Below are 23329 nucleotides of genomic sequence, written 5' to 3' on the forward strand. Positions count from 1 at the left end.
GCCGTCCAACCATCGCGCAGGGAAGGCCGAGTGATTGGCTACACCTGTATGCTGCTGTGCGGTTTCCTTGCGCTACATTTTCGCGCAGCGGACCGCGGGTGCCAGCCGGCACCCGGCCTTCCCTGCGCCCTCTTGGCTTTGAGGGTGGAATGACCAGGCAAAGCTCGGGCGAAACGCCGCGAGGACGCGAAGGCGTGTCTACGGCTACACACTCCCTGTCATCGCCCGGCTTGACCGGGCGATCCAGTATTCCGCGACGGTGGCGTGGGCGGGATCGCAAGGCGGCGACACCGGTAAGCTCGGCATCATCGGCTTCTGCCGCGGCGGACGCACCGTCTGGGAATATGCCGCTCACAGCGGCAGCCTCAAGGCCGGCGTCGCCTTCTACGGTCCGCCGGTCGATCCAGCCAATCGGCCGTGGCCGAAGAGCCCGATGCAGCTCGCGCCCGAGATGAAGGCACCGGTGCTCGGCCTCTATGGCGGCGCCGATACCGGCATTCCCGTCGCCCAGGTCGAGCAGCTCAAGACAGCCTTGGAGCAGAACAAGAAGACGGCCGAGTTCAAGATCTATCCGGAAGCGCCGCATGGCTTCCATGCCGACTACCGCGGCAGCTATCGCAAGGACGCAGCAGAAGATGCCTGGAAGCAGGCCCAGGCCTGGTTCAAGAAGTATGGCGTGTTGAGCTGACGCTTGATCATGATCCTCCTTCCCCCGCTTGCCACAACGCATCCAGGGCGTGGCGGTAGGTCGGATAAGCAAGCGTGACGCCGAGCTCGCACTTCATTTTCGCGTTGGAGACGCGGGCGCTGCTCGCATAGAAGCTGCGGGCCATCGCCGACATCTCGGCGGTCTCGAACGGCTCTTCCGGCGGCGGTGCAACATTCATCAGCTTCGCCGCGTAAGCGATCACCTCCTGCGGCGGCGCCGGCTCGTCGTCGCAGACGTTCCACGTGCCGCCGCTCGGGTGATGAATCGCAGCCATGATCGCGCTCGCGATGTCGTCGACGTGGATGCGGTTGAACACCTGTCCCGGCTTGATGATGCGCCGCGCCGTTCGAGCGCGCAGCGTCACCAGCGCGTTACGGCCGGGGCCATAGATACCCGCAAGCCGCAGGATCGCGGCGTCGCCACCGGTCGTGTCGGTCCATGCCTGTTCCGCCGCGACCCGCATGCGCGTCCTGTCGAGGTCCGCCTTCGGCGGCGTGCTCTCGTCGACCCAGCCGCCGGCGTGATCACCATATACGCCGATCGTGGACAAATAGACGATCTTGCGGTCGCCGCCCGCCGCCAGCAGGCCGGAGAAGGCCGCGATTGCGGGATCGCCGGCACTGCCGGGCGGGATCGAAACGAGAAGGACATCCGCGTCCCTCATGCGTTCGATCGTCTCGCGTGCCGGACTGCTGCCGGAGAAAGCATGCACCTCGACGCCGGCGAGAGCGCCCCGCTGCGCGGGATCGCGCACCGTGCCGGCGATATGCGAGAAGCGGCCACCGAACAGGCGGACGAAGTGCCGCGCACTGTAGCCGAGGCCAAGGATAAAGAGCAGCATACATCTTCCTTGCAGGTCGGAGTTCCCGTTCGCGCCGCAGCGCGCCTCCGCTCATAAGAGATTTTTGGGTCCGGCAAAAGATATTGCAATTTGTCTCGCCCGCCTGTGCAGGCGATGGTCGCTCACCGGAGGGACGCATCGATCATGCAGGCAGAAGCGCCAGCCATCATGCTATCTGACGCGGCTGAGCTAGTCCGCCGCGCCGCCGCGCTGATCTTCGACGTCGACGGCACCTTGGCTGAGACCGAAGAGCTGCATCGGCAGGCCTTCAACCATGCCTTCGCCCGCCACGGTCTCGATTGGCAATGGGATCGGGCCGTCTACAAGGACCTGCTGCGGGTCACGGGCGGCAAGGAACGCATTCGCGCCCACCATGAAAGGCTGAGGATCGCCGCGCCATTATCGGATGTGGACATCGCGGAACTCCACCGCATCAAGACCGCGCATTATGCCGGACTGGTCCAAACCGGCTGCTGCCCCTTACGGCCCGGGGTGACGGATCTCCTCGTCGCTGCCAAGGCGCGCCGCCAGCGGCTCGCGATCGCGACGACCACGTCGCACGCCAACATCGACGCGCTGCTGTCGCGCGCCCTGGGAAAGTGCTGGGCCGCGGATTTTGATGCGATTGTCGCCGGAGATGACGTGCGGCATAAAAAGCCTGCGCCGGATGTCTATGTCGAGACCCTGGCGCGGCTGAAGCTCAACGCGTCCGACTGCGTCGCGATCGAGGATTCCGCTAACGGCCTGACCGCAGCTTCGCGGGCGAACATTCCCGTGCTCATCACCAGAAGCATGTTCTTCCGGGACGACGATTTTAGCCAGGCGCGGGTCGTGCTGGATGATCTGTCGGGGCTCGGGTGAGGCGGCAAAACAAAAAAACTGAAAAAACAACCCCATGCACAGTAGAATGTGCCTGCGGGCCGGGCGCCCGTTAATGGACGCGGTGGCTCGCTCTATCGTCCTCAGCTTGCTCGACAATCTGCGCGATCGGGCTGGACTGGTGGTGCACCAGGCGCCAGTCGTCGCCGACGCGCCGAAAATGGTTGGCCGCAGCCAATGCCGTGCCGTCGACGATCTCGATGCAGAGCACGCGCGCGCTGTCGCCATCGACGATGGCCTGCGGTTCCGCGCAGACGATCTGCGGCCGCTCCGGACTCTGCAGGATGTCGCGCCAGCTTCCGATCACCGTGGCCCGGCCGATGATGGCCGGCCAGCCGGGATGAATGCAGGAAATGGCGTCATCGTCCGCCCACATCCGCTCCATTTCGTCGAAATCGCCGGTCGAAAAGGCGGCGTAGAACGCTGCGTTCGCGGCGATCACCTTGCTGTCCTTTGCCATGCCTCTCGGGTGGGGCAATGACAGGCAAAAATCAAGCAAGACTTCCGTCGACTTTCCGTCGATCTGGACCGCAACGCAGCATCGCTGCCCGTTTTGTGGTCACGCCGAGACCAGAATCTCCACCGCACGCCGCGCGCCATCCTTGTAGAGCCGGCCGAGCGCAGCGGTCACGGCTTCGCGCAGGCGCGGCTCGGCGCCCAAGGGCCCGAACACTTTTCCGACGCCGAGCAGCGCGGGTGCCAATCGTTCGGCGACGGGACCTGCCTCGCGCGCCAAGCCGGCGAACTCGGCTGCGAGCGGATCGCGCACGTCGATGGTGCGGCCCTTCTCGTCAAGGCCGCTGACGTAGCGCATCCAGCCGGCCACCGCGAGCGCATGCGTCGCGATCGGCAGGTTCCTGGCGAGACGATCCTGGATCGCGCCGAGCAGGCGCTGCGGCAGCTTTTGCGAGCCGTCCATCACGATCTGCCAGGTGCGGTGATGCAGTGCCGGATTGGCGAAGCGCTTGAGCAGTGAGGCGCGATAGGCGGCCAGATCTGCGCCTGATGGCATCGTCAATGTCACCGCGGCCTCTTCCATCACCTGCGCGGCGAGGCGCGCGAAATGCGGATCCAGCATGGTGTCGGCAATGGTCTCGTAGCCTGCGAGATAGCCGAGATAGGCCAGCGCCGAATGGCTGGCGTTGAGCAGCCGCAGCTTCATCAGCTCGAACGGCTTGACGTCGTTCACCAGTTCGACGCCCGCGGCGGCAAGATCGGGCCGGCCGGCCGTAAAGCGATCCTCGACCACCCATTGCGTGAAGGGCTCGGTCATGACGGGCCATGCATCGCGTAAACCGAGCGCCGATGAAACCGCATCGCGGTCACTATCCGTCGTCTCCGGCACGATCCGGTCGACCATGGTCGAGGGGAAGGCCACCGTATCCGCGATCCACTTGCCGAGATCCTTCGAGCGCAGCGCGGCGAATTGCGTCACGATCCGCTGCACGGTGTGGCCGTTGGCGGCGAGGTTGTCGCAGCTCAGCACGGTGAAGGGCGGGGCGCCCAGCGCCCGCCGGCGCGCCAGCGCGGCGACGATGAAGCCGGGAGCCGAGCGCGGCGCGTCGAAATTGTTGAGGTCGTGCACGACATCAGGATGCCGTTCGTCGAGATCGCCGGTCTGGGGCGTGTGGCAATAGCCCTTCTCGGTGACGGTGAGGGAGACGATGCGAATGGCGGGATCGGCCATTCGCTCGACCAATCGTGCCGGGCTTTCGCGCGCGACCACGCTGTCGAGCAGCGCACCGATGATGCGGTGTTCGGTGCCTTCGGCTGCACGGACGGCAACCGTATAGAGATGATCCTGCGGGGCGAGGGCGTCGCGTGTGTCCGGGCTGCGCAGGCTGGCACCGACGATGCCCCACGAGGTGGCGCCGGCCGCAAGGCAATCATCGATGACGACGGCCTGGTGGGCGCGATGAAACGCGCCAAGGCCGAGATGCACGATGCCAGAGGTGACGCGCGAACGGTCGTAGGCCGGGCGGCGGATGCCGGGTGGCAGCCGGTCGAGATTGGCGCGGCCGAGGCGCATGTCGTCTCTCCCCTTGTTTGGCCGCTGCTTGACATGGCGCCCGTCCTCGGTCAATGCTTGCGGTCAATTGGTAAGACCAATTTTCCAAAATTGGCGGGCCGCGGGCAGCGAGAGCTGCCGGCATGACCCTTTCGGGAGGACCAGCGTGCCGCTGGAAGCTGTGGAGGCGAGACGGCTTTATCGCCAAGTCGCCGATCAATTGCGAAGCCTGATCGACAGCGGTGAGTACGCGGTCGGCAGCCGCTTGCCGACCGAGCGCGAACTCGCCGAGCAGCTCAAGATATCCAGGCCGACGGTGCGCGAAGCCCTGATCGCGCTCGAAGTCGAGGGCCGCCTTCGTATCCGCGTCGGTTCCGGCATCTATGTGATCGAGCCTGCGACGGTTGCGGCGACCGCGCCTGCTTCCGTCATCGAGGGCCCGTTCGAGCTGTTGCGTGCCCGCGAGTTCCTGGAAAGCGCCATCGCCGAAGAAGCCGCGCGCGTGGCGACGAAGGACGACCTTGCCCGCATCGATGCGTCCCTTGTCGCGATGGAGAATGTAGAACACCCCGGCGAAGCCTCGATGGTCCACGACCGCGCCTTCCACGTCGCGATCGCCGGAAGCCTCGGCAATGCCGTTCTGGTGCGCGTGGTCGGCGAGTTGTTCGACCAGCGCCTCAATCCCTATTTCGCGCAGCTTGCGCATTATTTCGAGAGCCCGGGCACGTGGCGCACTGCACTCGACGAGCATCGCGCGGTGCGCGACGCGATCGCGGCGCATGATCCCGGGGCCGCGCGCGAAGCCATGCGCGATCATCTCGCGAGATCCCAGGAGCGCTTTGCGCAGAACTTCGGCGCCGAGAGCGCGGCAGGACCGTCCTCCGGGCGCGCGGCGCGATCGACGGCAAAACCGACAAAACCGGAACGTGCGCCGAAGAAGAAGCGAGCTGCGAGCAGCAGCGCGCGACCGCGATGAGATCGTGCGGCCCGCACCCGCGTTTGGGGGCGGGCGGACAAGAAGCAGATTTAAAAGAAGCAGACTTGAAAAATGGAGGAAAAGTCAGTGTTGAAAAAGATGACAATGGTGCTGGCGGTCTCGGCCGCGGCGATGATTGCTACGGCTGGCGCCGGCATGGCGCAGACCAAGCTCAAATGGGCCCATGTCTACGAGACCTCGGAGCCCTTCCACACTGCTTCGGTCTGGGCCGCGCAGGAGATCGGCAAGCGCACCAACGGGCGCTATGCGATCGACGTCTATCCAGCGTCGCAGCTCGGCAAGGAGGCCGACATCAACCAGGGCCTTTCGCTCGGTTCGGTCGACATCATCATCTCCGGCTCGAGCTTCGCGGCCAAGAGCTTTCCGCCGATCGGCGTGACCTATTATCCCTACACCTTCCGCGATGCCGATCATCTGCTCGCCTACACCAAGAGCGACATCTTCAAGGAGCTCACCAAGGGTTATGAGGACAAGAGCGGCCACCACATCGTCGCGGTGACCTATTACGGCGTGCGCCAGACCTCGTCGAACAAGCCGATCAAGACCTGTGCCGACCTCAAGGGTCTGAAGATGCGCGTGCCCGATGTGCCCGCCTATCTCGCCATGCCGCGCGCCTGCGGCGCCAACACCGCGCCGATCGCGTTCGCCGAAGTCTATCTGGCGCTCCAGAACGGTACCGTCGAAGCCCAGGAGAATCCGCTCACCACGATCGAGGCCAAGAAGTTCTACGAGGTGCAGAAGCACATCGTGCTGACCGGCCACATCGTCGACCATCTCAACACGGTGGTGGCCGGTGCGCTTTGGAAGAAGCTCAGCGACGAGGACAAGAAGACCTTCACCGACGTCGCGCAGGAGGCCGCCGCCAAGGCGACCGCGGAGATCAAGCAGAACGAGGCCAAGCTGGTCGCCTTCTTCAAGGAGAAGGGCCTGACCGTCACCGAGGTCGACAAGAGCGAGTTCCGCGACACCGTGCTGAAGAACGTCGCGTTCGAGACCTTCGGCTACCGCAAGGCCGACTGGGAACGCATTCAGGCGGTGAAGTAATGACGTAGTCGCCATCCCGGGGCGGTCCGCTGGACCGAACTACGGTGTGCAATTGCGCACCTGAAAATCTCGAGGTTCCGGGTCTGGTGCTGACGCACCATCCCGGAACGACGTGATCAGTTTGAGGAGCACACCCATGTCCACCGCCGAAACGCACCGGCAGATCACCGCGGACGAGATCGCCCACACCTTCGAGGAAGAGGCGACGCCCAAGGTCGATCTCGGCATCTACGCTTTTGAGGACTGGGTCGCGCTGGCGATCTTCTGGGTGATGGCGCTCGCCGTCTTCCTCCAGTTCTTCACCCGTTACGTCCTCAACGACAGCTACGCCTGGACCGAGGAGATCGCGACCTACTGCCTGATCGGCGTGGTCTTCATCGGCTCCTCGATGTGCGTGCGGCTGTCGCGGCACATCCAGGTCGACCTGCTCTATCGCTATCTTCCGCACCTTGTGGCGCGCGCATTGTCGACAGTGATCGATCTGATCCGGATCGTCTTCTTCGGTTACGCCATCAAGCTGGTCTGGGTCTACATCCAGATCATCGGCGACGAATCCATGACCACCATCAATCTTCCCAAGGACTACGTCTATTACGCCGTGCTGGCGGGCTTCGTGCTGATGTTCGTCCGCTCGGTGCAAGTGGCCATACAACATTTGCGGCAGGGCTACTCGATCCTCGAACGTCCCGGCGCCTACGACGGCTTTGAAGGGTAATTCCATGTTGCTGTTGCTTGGAGGCTTCCTCATCCTCATGCTGCTCGGCGTTCCCGTGGCCATCGCCATGGCGGCGTCGTCGCTGCTCTACATCCTGGTCAGCGGCGTGACGCCCGACGTCACGCTGGCGCAGCGCATGATCGCCGGTGTCGAGAGCTTTCCGTTGCTCGCCGTGCCGTTCTTCATCCTGGCCGGCAATCTGATGAACATCGCGGGCGTCACCGGGCGCATCTATAAATTCGCCGTCGCGCTGGTCGGCTGGATGCGCGGCGGCCTCGGCCACGTCAATATCATTGGCTCGGTGATCTTCTCCGGCATGTCTGGCACCGCGATCGCGGATGCCGCCGGTCTCGGTACCATCGAGATCAAGGCGATGAAGGACCACGGCTACTCCACGGAATTCTCCGTGGGCGTCACCGCGGCCTCCGCCACGCTCGGGCCGATCATCCCGCCGTCGCTGCCTTTCGTGATCTACGGCATGATGGCCAACGTCTCGATCGGCGCGCTGTTTCTGGGGGGCGTCATTCCAGGCGTCGTGCTGACGCTCCTGATGATGGCCACCGTCACCTACTTCGCGCACAAGAACAAATGGGGCAGCGATACGCCGTTCTCCTGGCCGCAATTGGGATCGGCGGGGCTCGAGATCCTCGTCGTATTGAGCTTCCCGATGGCTGTCTGGCTTCTGACGGTCGCCGGTCTCTCCACCAATTGGGCAGTTGGTCTCGGCCTGTTCGCGCTGCTCGCGATCGACTGGTACTTCGACTTCTCCGCGGTGATGGCGCTGATGGCGCCGGTGATCCTGATCGGCGGCATGACGCTCGGCTGGTTCACCCCAACGGAAGCCGCGGTCGCCGCCGTGATCTGGTCGCTGTTCCTCGGCCTGGTACGCTACCGCACCATGACGATGAAAACGGTCGCGAAAGCGACTTTCGACACCATCGAGACCACGGCTTCGGTGCTGTTCATCGTCACGGCAGCCTCGATCTTCGCCTGGCTGCTGACGGTGTCGCAGGCAGCCCAGATGCTGTCGGACTGGATGCTCAGCATCACCCACAACAAATGGGTGTTCCTGGCGCTCGCCAACGTCCTGATCCTGTTCGTCGGCTGCTTCATCGACACCACGGCGGCGATCACCATTCTGGTGCCGATCCTGTTGCCGATCGTGCTCAAGCTCGGCATCGACCCGATCCATTTCGGTCTGATCATGACGCTGAACCTGATGATCGGTCTGCTGCATCCGCCGCTCGGCATGGTGTTGTTCGTGCTCGCGCGCGTCGCAAAGCTCTCGGTCGAGCGCACGACGGTGGCGATCCTGCCGTGGCTGGTGCCGCTGATGGTTGCGCTGATCGCGATCACCTACATCCCCGAATTGACCCTGTGGCTACCGAAATACATGGGACTTTCCAAATGACCTCAACTGCTCTCGCCGCAACCCTGTTTGGCCCCGAAGATCTGCGCATGGTCGAGCATCCGCTCGACAAGCTCGCTGAAGGCATGGTGCGCCTCCGTTTCGGCGCCGGCGGCATCTGCGGCTCGGACATGCATTATTTCCGCCATGCCCGGACCGGCGATTTCGTGGTGAAATCGCCGCTGGTGCTCGGCCATGAAATCTCCGGCGAGGTCGTGGAGATCGCGGGCTCCGCGGCAAATCTGAAGGTCGGCGACCGCGTTGCCGTCAACCCGTCGCGCTGGTGCGGCCATTGCGGCGCCTGCCGCCAAGGCCGGCAGAACCTCTGCGAAAATATCTACTTCATGGGCTCGGCCTCGAAGACACCGCACATGCAGGGCGGCTTTGCCAACTATTTCGACGCGATCCCGGCACAGTGCGTGAAGATTCCCGATCATGTGTCCTATCAGGCCGCGGCGCTCGCCGAACCGCTCGCGGTCTGCCTGCACGCCGTCGCGCGTGCCGGCAACATCGATGGCAAGCGCGGCATCATCTTCGGCGCCGGTCCGATCGGGCTTCTGACCATGCTCGCCGCGCGCCGCGCCGGCATGACCGACATCACGGTGGCCGACATCGCGCCGGCGCCGCTGGCCTTTGCGACCCGGCTCGGCGCCTCTCACGTCGAGAATGTCGCAGCCGGCGAGGAAGGCCTGAAGGCGCAGGCCACCTCGCGCCCCTACGATGTCGCTTTCGAAGTCTCGGGCACGGCTGCAGGCCTTGCCAGTGCGATCGGTATCGTCAGGCGCGGCGGCGTTGTGGTGCAGATCGGCAATTTGCCGGGTGGCCAGATTCCGGTGCCGGCCAATGCGGTGATGGCCAAGGAGATCGACCTGCGCGGCTCGTTCCGCTTCGGGCTTGAGTTCATGACGGCGGTGGAGCTGATCGCGGACGGCAGCGTCGACGTGCTGTCGCTGGTCACCGCCGAGCGGCCGCTGTCCACCGCGCCGGACGCGCTGCGGCTGGCGCTCGACCGCTCGCAGAGCGTCAAGGTCGTGCTGACCGCGAACTGATCGGGGAGAATTCTTATGATGCTCGAGGGATGGCGCTGGTACGGGCCGGACGATCCGGTCTCGCTCGACGATGTCAGGCAGGCCGGGGCGAGCGACATCGTCTCGGCGCTGCATCAGGTGCCGATCGGCGAAGCCTGGACACGCAAGGCGGTCGAGGAGCGCAAGAACTTCATCGAGAGCGGCCAACCCGGGCGCTCGCGGCTGACCTGGTCGGTGGTGGAATCGATTCCGATCCCCGACGACGTCAAGCGTCTCGGGGCTAAAGCGACGCGCTCGATCGAGACATGGATCGCCAGCCTGGAGGCGGCTGCCGCGGCCGGCATCAAGATCATCTGCTACAACTTCATGCCCGTCGTGGATTGGTGCCGCACCGATCTCGAATGGGAGCTGCCGAACGGCGCCCGCGCCATGCGCTTCGATCAAGACCGTTTCGCGGCCTTCGAGCTGCACATCCTGAAGCGTCCCGCCGCCGTCCAGGAATACTCGCCCGAGCAGCAGGCCCGCGCGAAAAAACTGTTCGAGCAGATGAGCCAGGCCGATATCGAATATCTCGTCATGGTCATCGCCAGCGCGCTGCCGGGCTCCACCACCGAGCCGTTGACCATCCCGCAATTCCGCGATCGGCTCGAAACATATCGCGACGTCACGCCAAAAATCCTGCGGCAGCATCTCGCCGAGTTTTTGGGCCGCGTCACCCCCGTCGCCGAGCAGCTCGGGGTCTCATTGACGCTGCATCCGGACGACCCGCCGCGCCCGCTGTTCGGTCTGCCGCGCGTCGCGTCCAGCGCCGATGACTATCAGGCGTTGTTCGATGCGGTGCCGTCAAAGGCGAATGGTATCTGCCTGTGCACGGGGTCGCTTGGCGTGCGCGCCGAGAACAATCTTCCCGCGATGGCCGAACGCTTCGGCCCGCGCATTGCCTTTGCGCATCTGCGCGCGACCAAGCGCGAGGCGGATGGCCTGTCCTTCTACGAGTCCGATCATCTCGACGGTGACGTCGACATGGTCGCGGTGCTGAAGGCGCTGCTGAAGGAGAACGCGCGGCGTTCGCCCGGCCAGAAAATTGTGTTCCGGCCCGACCACGGCCATCGCATGCTCGACGATCTCGCGGCCACCAAGCGCACCAATCCGGGCTACACCGCGATTGGCCGCCTCCGCGGCCTGGCCGAGCTCCGCGGCGCGATCCGCGCGATCGAGCATCGATAGAGGCCAAAACTTTATCCATACCGTCATTGCGAGCGCAGCGAACCAAACCAGAATTCCTCCGCGGAAGGACTCTGGATTGCTTCGCTACGCTCGCAATGACGCGGGGGGAGAGGTGCCTCGTCTCAACCTTGTCCCCTTAGGCGCAAAGGCAGAATACGTCCCGGGCACGCGCACAGATTGTCAAAATTCCAGCCATATGCGAAGGTAGCGTCATTCCGTTTTCGATCGACGTATTGCAGCAATAAGCCATTTAGGAGCTTGATGTGAGCATTCTGGTCGAACTTCCTCCCGATCAATATGACCGACGGGCATTTGCAAAATTCAACGAGACATCAACCGGCTTTGATCTCGACATCGCTCGCGCGATGATGTGGATGTCGCAACTCGCCTACGAGACCCATGTGCCGGACACGATCAACAGGGTCTCTCCTTTCTGGGATCTGTCCGGCGTCAAGTTGCTGAGCCAGCCGGCGCATTCGACGCTGCCGCTGACCGACACGCGCGGGATCATCGCGAGCAAGGGTGACGCAACCATTGTCGCCTTCGCCGGCACCGACCCGCTTCATCTCCTGAACTGGGTCAGCGATTTCACGCTTGGCCGACCGAAGGCGCCCGTGCACCAGGGGTTCGTCGATGCGGCGGCGGCCGTGTGGGACGACGTGAAGAGCGCACTGGCGGCAGCGCTGGCGCGCAAATCACCGATCTTCATCACTGGGCACAGCCTCGGCGCCGCGATCGCGGTGGCAACGGCGGACTTCGCGCGGGAGCAGCTCCAGCTCGCGGATGCGCAGATCTATCTTTACGGTTGTCCGCGCGTGGGCCGCGACGATTTCGTCGCCCTCTACAACGGTACGTTCGGCAGGACGACCTATCGTCTCGTGCACGGCACCGACATCGTCCCGACCGTGCCTCCGCCCGGGCTTGGCTTTCATCACGTCGGCCGTTATCTCGCCTGTGCACGCGGCGCCAAATTCAGCGCCAGCCAGCTCACGACGAATGTTGGTTCGGATGAGCCAATGGCGAATGCTGGAATTGGTGAGCAGGTCCGCAATCTCCTCAGCGGCGTATCCGAGAACACGCGGACGGATGTCGTCGGCAGGCTCACGGTGCTGCTGCCGGCAGGGATCGGCGATCACCTGCCCGATCGTTACTGTGCCGCGCTGACACCCGCCTCACTCCGGTTTTGATGCGTTTTCTTCACGTGAACCGGTCCACTTCGCCCGAAAACGCTCTAGTAGCAAGCCGCCATCGCGCCGAGCTTCGGATAGAGCCGGTCGATCGCGGCGATCTCGCTTTTCATCTGCGCGGTGATCCAGTCGCGGATCTCGGCGGCGATGGGACGCATCGGCCGGTTGCGCGGTGGCAGGAATTCGCAGATGCGGCGTGTGGTGGTGAGCGTGTCGGAGGCGGGCACCAGCGCGCCGGTCAATAGCCAGTGCGAGGCGACCGTCAGCCAACCGAGCGCGATGCCCTGGCCGAGCAGGGCGGCCTGCATCACGACGGCATAGTCCGTGAAGCTCAGCGCCTTGGCCGCACCGCGGCGCCCGGTGAGAAGCGATGCGTAATCCGCGGCCCAGTCGCCCGGCGTCTCGGCGAGCCGAATGATGGTGTTGCCTTCGGCGGGATCGGTTTCGCCGAGATAGGCAGGGCTGCACATCGGCAGCATGACCTCCTTCATCACCAGCGTGCCACCGGATGACGGCTCCTCGCGATCGCGGAAGCGCATGCCGAGGTCGACATTCTCCACTGGTCCGCGCAGCGCGCCGGAGATCAGCTGAAAGCGCAAATCGACCTGAGGAAATTGCTTCTGCAGCTTGTCGATGCGCGGCATCAGCCAATGCGTGGTGAAGGCGGAGGAGACCGACAGTGTCACCGTCTCGGTGCCCTTCCGGCGCCGCTCGATCTCGACCAGCCCGCTTTCGATGCTGCGAAAGCCTTCGAGCACGCGGCGATACAAGAGTTCGCCTTCCTCAGTGAGCACCGCGCGTCCCGCCTTGCGGTCGAATAGGCGAACGCCGAGATGGTCCTCGAACTGACCCAGCATCCGGCTCACCGCAGGCTGGGTGACGTTCAGTTCGGCGGCCGCCGCCGTGAAGCTGCCATTGCGCGCCGCTGCGTCGAAGACGAACAGGGCGTTACTTGAGGGCAGCATCCGGCGCAGCTCGGGCATAACACCATGTTATGACCCAGGTGAGAATTTGGCAATTGCCGAGTTTTGCCAAGTCTGGTGTCATTGGCGTCATAGCCAAAAGACAGGGCCTGCGAGCGAAGATGTTGGTGCGGTGCACGCTTCGACCAGGAGTGCTCAAATTCCTGTCTATAAAGCAGGCTTATGGCGCGCAGTGAAGCACGCCGGCTCAGGACATGGCGAGGTCGATCGTTGGACAAACGAGCGGAAAGCGTCGAGATCAGATCCGCGAGCAAGGCCTATGGCGCCGTTCGTGCCCTCGACGACGTGTCCCTCAATGTCGCCGCCGGCGAGTTCGTCTCGCTGCTGGGCCCCTCCGGGTCCGGCAAGACCACATTGCTCGGCATCCTCGGCGGCTTCATCCTGCCATCGAGCGGAACGATCCTGTTCGGCGGCCGCGACGTCACCTGGATGCCGCCGCACAAGCGCGACATCGGCGTCGTGTTCCAGAACTACGCGCTGTTCCCGCATATGAGCGTCGGCGAGAATGTTGCCTTTCCCTTGCGCGCGCGACGGCTGCCGAAGGCGGCCTGGCCGGATAAGGTGCGCGCGGCGCTTTCGATGGTCGGTCTTGCCGGCTACGAAGAGCGCGGTATCGCGCAACTCTCCGGCGGCCAGCGCCAGCGCGTGGCGCTCGCACGCGCCATGATCTTCGAGCCGCGGCTGATCCTGATGGACGAACCGCTGTCCGCGCTCGACAAGCAACTGCGCGAATCCATGCAGATCGAGCTGCGCGCGCTGCACAAGCGCATCGGCGCCACCATCATCTACGTCACCCACGATCAGCGCGAAGCGCTGACCATGAGCGACCGCGTCGCCGTGATGAAGGACGGCAGGCTGATCCAGATCGACGCGCCCGAGCGCCTGCACGATCATCCCGCGGATTCCTTCGTCGCGAGTTTCATTGGCGAGGCCACGATGCTTCCCGTGCGACGCGTCGATGCCTCCGGCGTTGCGCTCGGCAATGTGCTTCTGCGCAGCGCCCGCGCCATTCCCGACGGGGACGCGCTGATGCTCGCCGTGCACAGCGAAAAACTGCTGATCGACGATGGTGCGCCGGACACCGCCTGCAATCGGCTCACCGGCACGGTCACCGACATCGTCTATCAGGGCGAGAGCCTGCGCATCTTCCTGGCGCTCGCCGATGGCATCGTGCTCAGCCTGCGCCAGGCGAGCTATCACCAGGCCTACAGCCGCATCCCGCCGCTGGGCGGCAGCCTTACCGTGACCCTTCACCCCGAGGACACCATCGTCGTGCCCAGGGTGAGGGACTGAACCCAAGCCTTGTCCAACCGAGAGAAGAAGCCAAAAATGTCGTCAGCAGCCTCGTTCAGCAATTTCAAGGTTCTCACCTTCGACGTCGTCGGCACCTTGATCGATTTCGAGACCGGCGTGCTCTCCGCGGTGCGCCGGATCTCGGGCAAGTCGCCGGCCGAGCTCAGCGACGACAAGATCTTCGAATCCTACAAGCGCGGTCGCGACAAGCACCACGAGCGGTCGAGCGAGGTGATGTTCCATGTCTATCGCTATCTTGCCAAGGAACTCGGGCTGCAGGCCGATGACGCCTCCTGCGACGTGTTCCAGCTCGCGGTGCTGCGCTGGGGACCGTTCCCAGACTCGGTCGAGGCTCTGAAGCGCCTGAGAACCAAATTCCGCCTGGTCGCGATGACCAATGCCGACCGCGTCGCGCTGTCCTGTTACGCGCACGCGCTCGGCAATCCCTTCGACGATACCGTTTGCGCCGACGAGACTGGCGTTGCGAAACCCGATCCGGAGTTTTTCGCCTACAACAAGGGCCGCCAGTCCGCTTTCGGCTACAAGCAGTCCGATATCCTTCACGTCGCGCAGAGCCAGTATCACGACATCGGGATTGCGCGGAAACTCGGCTACAAGGTGTGCTGGATCGAGCGCCGCCAGGGCATGGCCGGTTTCGGAGGCACACCGGCCGTGGAGACGCTGACCAAGCCGGACTTCCATTTTCCGACGTTGAAGGCGCTTGCCGATGCGGCCATCGGGCCGGCGGCGTAAGGCATGAGCGGTGGCATGACACGGGACTGGAAGGCGCTGCCGTCGGCCAACTCGCTGTGGGCCGCCACGGCCGAGCCGGCGCGCGAGTTTCCGGTCGTGTCAGGCGAGCACCAGGCGGATGTGGTGATCATCGGTGCGGGCTACACGGGCCTGTCTGCTGCGCACCACATCGCCAAAAGCGGTTTGTCGCCGATCGTACTCGAGGCCAACCGCCCGGGCTGGGGCGCGAGTGGACGCAATGGCGGCGTGATCACCGCAAAGTTCCGCCTCTCGTTCCGCGAGATCGACGCCGTGCACGGCCGCGCCATGGCGCAGCGCATGCACGGGATCGCGCATGAATCCACTGATACCGTCGAGGAGCTGGTCTCCGAATTTGGCATCACCAGTGCCGCGTTGACGCGCACCGGCCAGGTCAAGGCCGCTCACAACGAGACGACCCTGAAGGCCGCGATCGACGAGGCCAACTGGATGAAGCGCGAGATGGGGGATGCGGAGGTCCGCATCCTCGACAAGGGGCAAGTGCGCGACGAGACCGGCTCCGACATCTTCGTCGGCGGCGTGCTCAATCCCGGCTCCGGCGGCATCCATCCGCTGAATTATCTGCGCGGCCTTGCCGATGGCGTGGCGCGCCGCGGCATCCCGATTTTCCAGGAGTCGCCGGTCGTAAGGCTCCGCCGCGACAACAGCGGCATCGCCGCTGAAACGCCGCAAGGCGCAGTGCGGGCAAAGCAGGCGATCATCGCCACCAACAGCTATTCCGACCTCACCGGCGCGACCGCGAGCATGCAGCGCACGCTGATCCCGTTCCGCAGCGCCATCATCGCGACCGACAGGCTGCCGCGCAACCTCGCGGGAAGCCTGATGCCGACCGGGCGCACCTACACCGAGACCAAGCGCATGATGCGTTGGTTCCGCATGGTCGACAATCGTGTGATTTTTGGCGGCCGCGGCGCCTTCGGCAAGCAGGATTCGGAAACCGCTTTCGACGCGTTGCGCAAGGCGATGGTCGGAATCTTTCCCGACCTTGCCGACGTCCCGCTCGCCTACAAATGGTCGGGCCTGGTCGGGATGACGTTGGACTCGGTGCCGCATATCGGCCGGCTCGACGACCGCACGCTGTTCTCGATGGGCTACAACGGCGCGGGCGTGGCGATGTCGAGCCTGATGGGCCGCTATCTCGCCGCCTTTGTGCGCGGCGAGACGCCAGAGGTCGGGCTGCTCGACGCGAGGCGATTGAAAGCCATCCCGTTCTATCCGTTGCGCGAGCCCGCCGTGCGCATGGTCGCCGGCTGGTACCAGTTTCTCGATGCGATCGGACAGTGACATTTATCTGGAGGAGGCGAGGATGAATACGAATCGGATTTTTGGACTTGGCTACACGCTGGTTGGTGCGATCGCGATAAGCGGCACGGCTGCCAGGGCTGCCGAACAGATCACCTTCGTCTCGCAAGGCGGCGCCTATCAGCAGGCGCAGACGGTGGCGATCCTCGATCCCACGGCAAAGAAGCTCGGCATCACAATCAACCAAGATTCGATTCCCGACGCCTGGCCTGCGATCAAGACGCAAGTCGGCAGCGGCAAGCCGATCTGGGACGTCGTGGATACTCCGACCGGCAACTGCCTGCGTGGGGGCGAGCAGGGGCTGATCGAGAAGCTCGACTTCTCGAAGATCCCGAATGGCGCCGCGATGCCGGAGTCCTATCGCAGCCCCTATTCGGTTTCCTACGAGTTCTATTCCAGCGTACTGGCCTACAGCCAGAAGACCTTTCCGAAGGACGCGCCGAACAGCTGGGCCGATTTCTGGGACGTCCAGAAATTTCCCGGGCGCCGCGCACTGCGCAACCACCCGTTCGCGACGCTCGAGGCGGCACTGATGGCCGACGGCGTCGCGCCCGACAAGCTCTATCCGCTCGACGTCGACCGGGCCTTCAAGAAGCTGGAAGAGATCAAGCCGCACATCACGGTGTGGTGGACCTCCGGCGCACAGTCGGCGCAACTGCTCAACGACGGCGAGGTCGACATGGAGATGGCCTGGAATGGCCGTGTCAGTGCGGTCGCGAAGGAAGGCGCCAAGGTCGCCTTCACCTACAACCAGGGCGTTTTACAAAGCACCTCGCTCTGCATCCTCAAGGGCGCGCCGAATCTCGAGACGGCCGTCAAGTTTCTCAACGAGGCCGTCGATCCCGTGCACCAGGCCAATCTGCCGCTCAATATCGATTACGGCCCGGGCAATCCCAAGGCGTTCGATACCGGCGTGATCAAGCCGGAGCGCGCCGCGCAATTGCCAAGCGAGCCGGCCAATGCGGCCAAGCAGGCCCTGATGTCCTACGCCTGGTGGTCCTCGCCGGCGGGCGAAGCCACCGAGAAGCGTTGGGCGTCGTTCATGCAGAAGTAGGCGAAGCGAGGCCGCGTCGATGACATCCGTGCCGGATCCCTCCCAAAAGCATCAGCGTCGCGAACACGGCCTGATGCTGGCATTGGTGTCGCCGGCGCTGCTGGTGATCTTGGCTCTGATCGTGCTGCCGGTCGGCTGGCTCGCCTGGCAGTCGATCTACCATGACGGCTTCACGCTGGAGAATTATCGCCGCGTCTTCACCGAAGACATCTACTGGCGCAGCTTTGCGCTGACCTTCGAGATCAGCCTCGTGGTCACGGGAATCGCGCTGCTGCTTGGCTATCCCGTGGCCTACCTCGCCAACTCGGTGCCGAAAGGATGGAGCATTCTCATCCTGTCGCTGGTCGTGCTGCCGTTCTGGACCAGTGTGCTGGTGCGCGCTTATGCCTGGCTGGCGCTGCTCCAGCGCACCGGTGTGATCAACCAGCTTTTGCGTTATCTCGAGGTGACGAGCGAACCGCTCGCGCTGGTGCACAACACCTTCGGCACGGTGGTTGCGACGGTACACATCCTCTTGCCGTTCATGGTGCTGCCGCTCTACGCCACCATGCAGAAGATCCCGTCCGACCTCATGCAGGCCGGCGCCAGCCTGGGAGCGAGCCCGTCGCTCACCTTCGTCCGCGTCTTCCTGCCGCTGTCTCTGCCGGGCGTGCTGGCAGGCTGCACCATGGTGTTCGTGCTCTGCCTCGGTTTTTACATCACGCCGGAACTGCTCGGCGGCGGCCGCACGGTGATGGTGTCGATGCTGGTGAGCCGCAATGTCGAGCTATACAACCAGTTCGGCGCGGCGAGCGCAGTCGCCGTCGTGCTGCTCTTAAGCGTGCTCGCGATCTTCTTCGTCGTCAGCCGCTTCATCTCGCTCGATCGCATATTGGGGCAGAAATGACGCGATTGTCACCCGCCCGGATCGCCCTCTATGTGATCAGCGCGCTGGTGCTGATCTACCTGATCCTGCCGGTGCTGATCATCGCGCCGATCTCCTTCTCCAGCGCGCGTTTTCTGACCTTTCCGCCACCGTCGTTCTCGCTGCGCTGGTATCAGCAGTATTTCTCCAACGCGGCCTGGATGCAGGCGACGCGGGTAACGCTGACGGTCGCGCTCCTTACCGTGCTTATCGCAACGCCGCTCGGCGTCTCCGCCGCCTATGCCATCAGCCAGTCGAAGCTGCGGATCATGCGGCTGATCCACATGATGCTGCTGTTGCCGCTGGTGGTGCCGATCATCATCACTGCGGTGGGGATCTTCTTCCTCTATGCCAAAATCGGCTTGGTCGCGACGCTGCCGGGCCTGGTGCTCGCCAATGTGATGCTGGGGCTGCCTTACGTGATCATTTCGGTGCTGGCGGGCTTGCAGAGTTTCGATCCGGCGCAGGAGATGGTCGCACGCAGCCTCGGCATGAATCGCCTGCGTAGCTTCTTCGCGGTGACCTTGCCGCAGATCAAGTCCAGCGTGGTCGCAGGCGGCATCTTCGCCTTCATCTCGGCGATGGACGAGACCATCGTCGCGCTTTTCATCTCCGGCGGCCAGTATCAGCCGCTGACCAAGCGCATGTTCACCGCCCTCCGCGACGAGATCGACCCGACCATCGCTGCCATCTCGACGCTGATGACGGCGGCCTCCTTCGTGCTGGTACTGCTGGCGAGCGCGCGGCAGAAAAAGGGCGGGTGATTTTTGTTCATCGTCCTGGCGAAAGCCAGGAGGTCCTGGCTTCGCCAGGACGACACCGAATGCTTGGCACGAACCTCGCCGTCTCACGCTTTCGCCGCCAGCCACGCCAAAATCATCTCCACGATCTGTGCCCTGCTGTTTGCCGGCACGTCGGCCTCGCTGAGGTCGCGGTCGAATAGGGCACCGATCTGGTTCGGCCAGGTCGTCAACGAAGGCGTCGAAGCTCGCCACCTCTCGTCCGGCAAGCGGCTGCGACATGGGCTGCAGTGCAACCAGCAGGGGCGGGCATGACGCCTGCGCAGGGTGCGAGGAGCCTTTCGATCTTGCGCGCCCTGTCGGCCTGTCCTACGCCAGCTCCGAGCAAAATTTCGCGAAGCTGCGAAACGCATCGCCAAAGCCTTGAGGGAGCCGTCATGACCATTCGCAACGCCCGCACCGGGGGCCAGATCCTGATCGATCAGCTCGTCGCCCAGGGCGTCGAGCGCGTCACCTGCGTGCCGGGCGAGAGCTATCTGGCGGCGCTGGACGCGCTGCACGACAGCCCGATCGACGTCATGATCTGCCGCGCCGAAGGCGGTGCGGCGATGATGGCGGAAGCCTATGGCAAGCTCACCGGGCGTCCCGGCATCTGCTTCGTCACCCGCGGCCCCGGCGCCACCAATGCGAGCCACGGCGTCCACATCGCGATGCAGGATTCCACGCCAATGATCCTGTTCGTCGGTCAGGTCGACACCGGCATGCGCGAGCGCGAGGCGTTTCAGGAACTCGACTACAAGGCGGTGTTCGGCACCATGGCGAAATGGGCGGTCGAGATCGATCGTCCCGACCGGATTCCGGAGTTGGTCGCGCGCGCTTTCCGCGTCGCCATGCAGGGCCGTCCCGGTCCCGTGGTGATCTCGCTGCCCGAGAACATGCTGACCGAGACCGCAGCCGTTGCGGACGCCATGCGCATCGAGCCGGCGGTGAGCTGGCCGGCGCCTGCCGATATCGAGCGCGTCGGCGCCATGCTTGCGAGCGCCAAGGCGCCGCTCGTCATTCTTGGCGGCTCGCGCTGGACGGATGAAGCGACCCGGAGCATCGCGCGCTTTGCCGAGCGGTTCGACCTGCCGGTCGCGACCTCCTTCCGCCGGGCCTCGCTGATCGACGCCGATCACTCGCATTATGCCGGCGATCTCGGCATCGGGCCGAGCCCGAGCCTGAAGGCGCGCCTCGACCACGCCGACGTCATTTTGCTGATCGGCGGCCGCATGTCGGAAATGCCGTCCTCATCCTACACGCTGCTCGACATTCCGACCCCGCGGCAGAAGCTGATCCACGTTCATCCCGGCTCGGAAGAGCTCGGCCGCATCTATCAGCCTGAGCTCGCGATCCAGGCCACGCCCGCCGCCTTCGCGGCCGCGGTCGAGACGCTGAAGCCGGCAGGCGCCGTTGCCTGGAAGGGCGAGGCCGCCAAGGCGCATGCCGACTATCTTGCCTGGACCGAAAAGGCGCGCGAGCTGCCGGGCACGTTCCAGTACGGCCAGGTCATGACCTGGCTGCGCGATCGCCTGCCCAAGGACGCGATCGTCTGCAACGGCGCCGGCAACTACGCCGGCTGGATCCATCGCCATCATCGCTTCCACAGCTTTGCCGCCCAGCTCGCGCCGACCTCGGGCTCGATGGGATATGGCGTGCCGGCGGCGGTGCTCGCGAAACGGCAATATCCGGATCGCACCGTTATCGCGTTCGCCGGCGACGGCTGCTTCCTGATGAACGGGCAGGAATTCGCGACTGCCGTGCAATACGATGCGCCGCTCGTCGTCATCATCGTCGACAATGCGCAATACGGCACCATCCGCATGCACCAGGAGCGCGACTATCCGGGACGCGTGGTCGGCACCCAGCTCAAGAACCCGGATTTTGCGATGTACGCAAAAGCGTTCGGCGGCCATGGCGAGCGCGTCGAGCGCACCGAAGAGTTCGCGCCGGCGTTCGAGCGTGCGCTCGCCTCGGGCAAGCCGTCGATCCTCCACTGCATCATCGATCCGCGCGCGATGTCGGTCGGCAAGGACTTCGCCCCTGCGGTGAAGGCTTAAGCGATGTCGGAGGGCCGCCACGTCGCCATCATCGGTGCCGGCGCGGTCGGCGTGATCAGCGCCATCGAGGCGCTGCGCGAGGGATATCGCGTCACGCTGATCGACGCCGGCGAGCCCGGTGGCGAACAGGCGGCGAGCTACGGCAATGCCGGCTGGCTCTCTTCGCATTCGGTAATCCCGCCGGCCGAGCCCGGTGTCTGGAAGAAGGTGCCGGGTTATCTGGTGGACCCGCTCGGGCCGCTCGCGATCCGCTGGTCTTATCTGCCGAAGGCGCTGCCCTGGCTGGTCAAATATCTGCTCTCGGGCTGGACCGAGGCGCGGGTCGAGACGACGGCCTTCGCGCTACGCGGCCTCCTGAAGGACGCGCCGCAGTTGCACAGGAAGCTCGCGGAGGAGGCGGGCGTCCCTGAATTGATCGAGCGTAACGGCGTGATGCATGTCTTCCCGTCACGCGGCAATTTCGACAACGATCTCGGTTGGCGCGTGCGCAAGCGCGTCGGCGTCGAATGGCTTGAGCTTTCGTCCGACGAGATGCGTCAACGCGAGCCGGATTTGCATCCGCGCTACACTTTTGGCGTGGTGGTGGAGGAGGCCGGGCGCTGCCGCGATCCCGGTGCCTATGTCGCGGCGCTCGCGCAACATGCCCTAGCAAGCGGCGCCAAGCTCGTGCGGGCCAAGGCAATTGGGCTGAAGCTATCCGGCAACAAGCTCGTGGCTGTCCTGACCGAGACCGGCGAGATTGCGTGCGATGCCGCGGTGATTGCCGCCGGTGCGCATTCGAAGCGGCTCACGGCGTCCATCGGCGATCCGCTGCCGCTTGAGACCGAGCGCGGCTATCACGTCATGATCGAGAATCCGGAATCGGGGCCGCGCAGCTCGATGATGGCCTCGGATGCGAAGATGGTGGTGAACTGGACCGACAAGGGTTTGCGCGCCGCCGGCACGGTCGAGATCGCCGGCCTCGAGGCCGCACCGAACTGGAAGCGCGCCGAGATCCTGCGCAACCATCTCGTCAGCATGTTCCCGAAACTGCCCACGGACATTCCGGCTTCGCGTATCAAGACCTGGTTCGGCCATCGGCCGAGCATGCCGGACGGACGTCCCTGCATCGGTTACGCGCGGGCCTCGCGTGACATCGTCTATGCCTTCGGCCACGGCCATATCGGCCTGGTCGGCTCGGCCCGCACCGGTCGTCTCGTCGCCCAGCTTCTGAGCGGCAAGCCGCCGGAAATTCCGCTCGCACCGTTTTCGCCCGATCGTTTTCTCTGAGATCGCATCATGACCGCTCCAGCCAACTCGTCCCCCCGAATAGCCCGCGGCGGCAAGGCCATCTATGGAGCGCCGCTCGGCATCCTGATGCTGGAGGCGCGCTTTCCCCGCATTCCCGGCGACATGGGCAACGGCACCACCTGGCCTTTCCCCGTGCTCTATCGTGTGGTGAGCGGGGCTTCGCCCGAGAAGGTGGTATTGAAGGGCGCCGCCGGTCTGCTGCCTGATTTCATCGACGCGGCAAAGGACCTGGTGCGGCTCGGGGCCGAGGCCATCACCACCAATTGCGGCTTCCTCTCGCTGTTCCAGAAGGAGATCGCGGCCGCGGTCGGCGTTCCCGTTGCGACCTCGTCACTGATGCAGGTGCCGTGGGTGCAGGCGACCTTGCCGCCGGGCAAGCGCGTTGGCCTCGTCACGGTATCCGGTTCGACCTTGACGCCGGCCCATCTCGCAGGCGCCGGCGTGCCGCTCGATACGCCGCTGGTCGGCACCGAGCACGGCAAGGAATTCTTCCGCGTCTTGATCAAGGCCGAGAAGGAGGACATGGACATTGCGCAGGCCGAACGTGATGTGGTCGAGGCCGGCAAGGAGCTGATCGCCAGGAACCCGGATGTCGGCGCGATCGTGCTGGAATGCACCAACATGCCGCCTTATGCAGCGGCGCTTCAGGCCGAGGTCGGATTGCCCGTCTACGATATCTATTCCATGATCACCTGGTTTCATGCCGGGCTGCGGCCGCGCCAGTTTGGCTAGAGGTCGAGAAGTTGTCTATGACTCCTCTTCCTTCTCCCGTGCGGGAGAAGGTGGCGCGAAGCGCCGGATGAGGATATCTCTCCGCGCATATGGATGC

General features: G+C 64.4%; 22 protein-coding genes and 1 pseudogene. 18 read left to right on the top strand and 5 right to left on the bottom strand.

Features of this window, described 5'->3' with window-relative positions; translation table 11 throughout:
- Positions 1 to 253: 253 nt before the first annotated feature.
- A pseudogene (locus tag IVB36_RS35895) lies at positions 254 to 688 on the top strand (dienelactone hydrolase family protein); the annotation flags it as partial.
- A gap of 7 nt (positions 689 to 695) precedes the next feature.
- On the opposite strand, the gene IVB36_RS35900 reads toward IVB36_RS35895, so the two are convergent.
- Positions 696 to 1550, bottom strand: coding sequence for an SDR family oxidoreductase (locus IVB36_RS35900; RefSeq protein WP_085351943.1), 855 nt, complete (start codon positions 1548 to 1550; stop codon positions 696 to 698).
- 144 nt (positions 1551 to 1694) lie between these two features.
- Between IVB36_RS35900 and IVB36_RS35905 the strand changes: the two genes are divergently transcribed.
- Positions 1695 to 2411 (top strand): HAD family hydrolase, encoded by a 717-nt coding sequence (locus IVB36_RS35905; RefSeq protein ID WP_204512155.1) that lies wholly within the window; start codon positions 1695 to 1697, stop codon positions 2409 to 2411.
- Positions 2412 to 2481: 70 nt separating this feature from the next.
- Here the strand turns inward: IVB36_RS35905 and IVB36_RS35910 are convergent, their stop codons facing one another.
- Complete coding sequence (locus tag IVB36_RS35910) at positions 2482 to 2889, bottom strand: nuclear transport factor 2 family protein (protein WP_018453996.1); 408 nt, start codon at positions 2887 to 2889, stop codon at positions 2482 to 2484.
- 99 nt (positions 2890 to 2988) lie between these two features.
- Positions 2989 to 4458: a mannitol dehydrogenase family protein gene (locus IVB36_RS35915; protein WP_204512154.1), complete on the bottom strand. Its 1470-nt coding sequence runs from the start codon at positions 4456 to 4458 to the stop codon at positions 2989 to 2991.
- 145 nt (positions 4459 to 4603) lie between these two features.
- On the opposite strand from IVB36_RS35915, the gene IVB36_RS35920 reads away from it, so the two are divergent.
- The 7 genes from IVB36_RS35920 (at position 4604) to IVB36_RS35950 (ending at position 12043) form a co-directional block, all read left to right on the top strand.
- Positions 4604 to 5413, top strand: coding sequence for a FadR/GntR family transcriptional regulator (locus IVB36_RS35920; RefSeq protein ID WP_204512153.1), 810 nt, complete (start codon positions 4604 to 4606; stop codon positions 5411 to 5413).
- 105 nt (positions 5414 to 5518) lie between these two features.
- Positions 5519 to 6478: a sialic acid TRAP transporter substrate-binding protein SiaP gene (locus IVB36_RS35925; protein WP_018453999.1), complete on the top strand. Its 960-nt coding sequence runs from the start codon at positions 5519 to 5521 to the stop codon at positions 6476 to 6478.
- A gap of 136 nt (positions 6479 to 6614) precedes the next feature.
- The gene (locus tag IVB36_RS35930; protein ID WP_018454000.1) at positions 6615 to 7193 is read left to right on the top strand and encodes a TRAP transporter small permease; all 579 of its coding nucleotides are present in this window, start codon (positions 6615 to 6617) and stop codon (positions 7191 to 7193) included.
- A 4-nt stretch (positions 7194 to 7197) separates the two neighbouring features.
- A complete protein-coding gene (locus IVB36_RS35935) occupies positions 7198 to 8604 on the top strand; it encodes a TRAP transporter large permease (RefSeq protein WP_085351941.1) in 1407 nt (468 codons plus the stop codon).
- Complete coding sequence (locus IVB36_RS35940) at positions 8601 to 9650, top strand: L-idonate 5-dehydrogenase (RefSeq protein ID WP_085361528.1); 1050 nt, start codon at positions 8601 to 8603, stop codon at positions 9648 to 9650. The genes IVB36_RS35935 and IVB36_RS35940 overlap by 4 nt, the downstream gene beginning before the upstream one ends.
- A gap of 15 nt (positions 9651 to 9665) precedes the next feature.
- A complete protein-coding gene (uxuA, locus tag IVB36_RS35945) occupies positions 9666 to 10856 on the top strand; it encodes a mannonate dehydratase (RefSeq protein ID WP_204512152.1) in 1191 nt (396 codons plus the stop codon).
- 263 nt (positions 10857 to 11119) lie between these two features.
- On the top strand, positions 11120 to 12043 hold the full coding sequence (locus IVB36_RS35950) for a lipase family protein (RefSeq protein ID WP_247394751.1): 924 nt from the start codon (positions 11120 to 11122) through the stop codon (positions 12041 to 12043).
- 44 nt (positions 12044 to 12087) lie between these two features.
- On the opposite strand, the gene IVB36_RS35955 is transcribed toward IVB36_RS35950, so the two are convergent.
- Complete coding sequence (locus IVB36_RS35955) at positions 12088 to 13026, bottom strand: LysR family transcriptional regulator (RefSeq protein WP_204512151.1); 939 nt, start codon at positions 13024 to 13026, stop codon at positions 12088 to 12090.
- A gap of 210 nt (positions 13027 to 13236) precedes the next feature.
- Here IVB36_RS35955 and IVB36_RS35960 point away from each other — a divergent pair, with 210 nt between their 5' ends.
- From IVB36_RS35960 to IVB36_RS35985, 6 genes are read left to right on the top strand one after another with little or no spacing between them, the layout of a single operon-like run.
- A complete protein-coding gene (locus IVB36_RS35960; protein WP_018454006.1) occupies positions 13237 to 14319 on the top strand; it encodes an ABC transporter ATP-binding protein in 1083 nt (360 codons plus the stop codon).
- Between the two features lie 36 nt (positions 14320 to 14355).
- Positions 14356 to 15072 carry an HAD family hydrolase gene (locus tag IVB36_RS35965; RefSeq protein WP_018454007.1) on the top strand — a complete coding sequence of 239 codons (717 nt, stop codon included), beginning with the start codon at positions 14356 to 14358 and terminating at the stop codon, positions 15070 to 15072.
- A gap of 15 nt (positions 15073 to 15087) precedes the next feature.
- Complete coding sequence (locus IVB36_RS35970) at positions 15088 to 16395, top strand: FAD-binding oxidoreductase (protein WP_247394753.1); 1308 nt, start codon at positions 15088 to 15090, stop codon at positions 16393 to 16395.
- A 22-nt stretch (positions 16396 to 16417) separates the two neighbouring features.
- Complete coding sequence (locus tag IVB36_RS35975) at positions 16418 to 17467, top strand: ABC transporter substrate-binding protein (RefSeq protein WP_247295057.1); 1050 nt, start codon at positions 16418 to 16420, stop codon at positions 17465 to 17467.
- A gap of 19 nt (positions 17468 to 17486) precedes the next feature.
- Positions 17487 to 18353, top strand: a complete 867-nt coding sequence (locus IVB36_RS35980; RefSeq protein WP_026232651.1) for an ABC transporter permease — start codon at positions 17487 to 17489, stop codon at positions 18351 to 18353.
- Positions 18350 to 19135 carry an ABC transporter permease gene (locus IVB36_RS35985; RefSeq protein ID WP_085361521.1) on the top strand — a complete coding sequence of 262 codons (786 nt, stop codon included), beginning with the start codon at positions 18350 to 18352 and terminating at the stop codon, positions 19133 to 19135. The genes IVB36_RS35980 and IVB36_RS35985 overlap by 4 nt, the downstream gene beginning before the upstream one ends.
- Positions 19136 to 19218: 83 nt before the next feature.
- Here the strand turns inward: IVB36_RS35985 and IVB36_RS40230 are convergent, their stop codons facing one another.
- Complete coding sequence (locus IVB36_RS40230) at positions 19219 to 19344, bottom strand: hypothetical protein (RefSeq protein WP_256464935.1); 126 nt, start codon at positions 19342 to 19344, stop codon at positions 19219 to 19221.
- Between the two features lie 204 nt (positions 19345 to 19548).
- On the opposite strand from IVB36_RS40230, the gene IVB36_RS35990 reads away from it, so the two are divergent.
- The 3 genes from IVB36_RS35990 to IVB36_RS36000 are packed head-to-tail and all read left to right on the top strand — an operon-like array spanning position 19549 to position 23232.
- The gene (locus IVB36_RS35990; RefSeq protein ID WP_247295055.1) at positions 19549 to 21210 is read left to right on the top strand and encodes a thiamine pyrophosphate-binding protein; all 1662 of its coding nucleotides are present in this window, start codon (positions 19549 to 19551) and stop codon (positions 21208 to 21210) included.
- 3 nt (positions 21211 to 21213) lie between these two features.
- Positions 21214 to 22479 (top strand): FAD-binding oxidoreductase, encoded by a 1266-nt coding sequence (locus IVB36_RS35995; protein WP_085351932.1) that lies wholly within the window; start codon positions 21214 to 21216, stop codon positions 22477 to 22479.
- A 9-nt stretch (positions 22480 to 22488) separates the two neighbouring features.
- On the top strand, positions 22489 to 23232 hold the full coding sequence (locus tag IVB36_RS36000; protein WP_085351931.1) for an aspartate/glutamate racemase family protein: 744 nt from the start codon (positions 22489 to 22491) through the stop codon (positions 23230 to 23232).
- The last annotated feature ends 97 nt before the right edge of the window (positions 23233 to 23329 follow it).

The organism is Bradyrhizobium sp. 35 (genome assembly GCF_023073215.1).
Lineage (GTDB): Bacteria > Pseudomonadota > Alphaproteobacteria > Rhizobiales > Xanthobacteraceae > Bradyrhizobium > Bradyrhizobium canariense_D.